We start from the raw sequence: 1,059 nt of genomic DNA, 5'->3' as shown, positions 1-1,059 counted from the left end.
GTCCCTGCTGCGATGCCGGTTACCGTCTTGCTGCTCAGTCCCTGTACCAAAACCGGCTGACTCTTGTTTGTTAATGTACCGTCGCCCAGTTGGCCGGAGTTGTTTAAGCCCACCGACCAGACCGTGCCGTCTGATGCGAGGAAGTAGGCGCTATATTGTCCTGCTGCGATGGCGGTTACCGTCTTGCTGCTCAGCCCCTGTACCTGAACCGGCACACTCTTGCTTATTAATGTACCGTCGCCCAGTTGGCCGTTGGTGTTTAAGCCCACCGACCACACTGTTCCGTCTGAAGCAAGAAAGTAAGAAGAATTATTCCCTGCCGCGACGGAAGTTATCGTTTTATTGCTCAGTCCCTGCACCTGAACTGGGGTGTACCTGGTTATTATGGTGCCGTCGCCCAGTTGACCGTCGGTGTTTAAACCCCAGGACCATACTGTGCCATCACTCTTCAGAGCAACGGTATGACTTAAGCCACCAGCGACACTAGGATAAGGATTATTAGACATTCGTACCGTAAAGGTAACCGAAGACCATATTTCTCCAGAACCTGTCGCTTGGACCTGTACGGTGTGGGATCCGTCGGGTAGTGGATCAAGATTATTTCCCGAAATCTTGTTAACCACCGCACCGTCTACTTTCACCACTACTGTAGCCTCTGTGCCAACGGTATAAGTTAAAAGCGGAGTATTGTTATTGGTTAACCCTGGGAATGGGGAGCTTATGGTAACAATCGGAGGAATTAGGGCTATAAGGCTCTGGACGGGTGTTGTTTGATCGGTTACACTACCATCCCCTAGCTGACCAGAGTCGCTAGAACCCACCGACCAGACCGTTCCGTCTGATGCCTGGAAGTAGGCGGAATTTGATCCCGCAGCGACGGCGATTATCGTCTTACTGCTCAGGCCCTGTACTTGAACTGGCAGACTCTTTTTTATTATGGTACCGTCACCAAGTTGGCCGGAGCTGTTAAGTCCCACCGCCCAGACTGTGCTGTCTGATGCGAGGAAGTACGCGCTATATTGTCCTGCTGCGATGGCGGTTACCATCTTGCTGCTCAGT

At 51.9% G+C, this 1,059-nt stretch carries 1 pseudogene; it reads right to left on the bottom strand.

Annotated elements, in window-relative coordinates:
* Positions 1-644, bottom strand: a pseudogene (locus UF75_RS30615) (hypothetical protein); the annotation flags it as partial.
* Positions 645-1,059 lie beyond the last annotated feature (415 nt).

The organism is Desulfosporosinus sp. I2 (assembly GCF_000960765.1).
GTDB lineage: Bacteria > Bacillota > Desulfitobacteriia > Desulfitobacteriales > Desulfitobacteriaceae > Desulfosporosinus.
The sequence above is the reverse complement of the archived record's forward strand: the minus strand, read 5'-3'. Positions and strand labels throughout refer to the sequence as shown.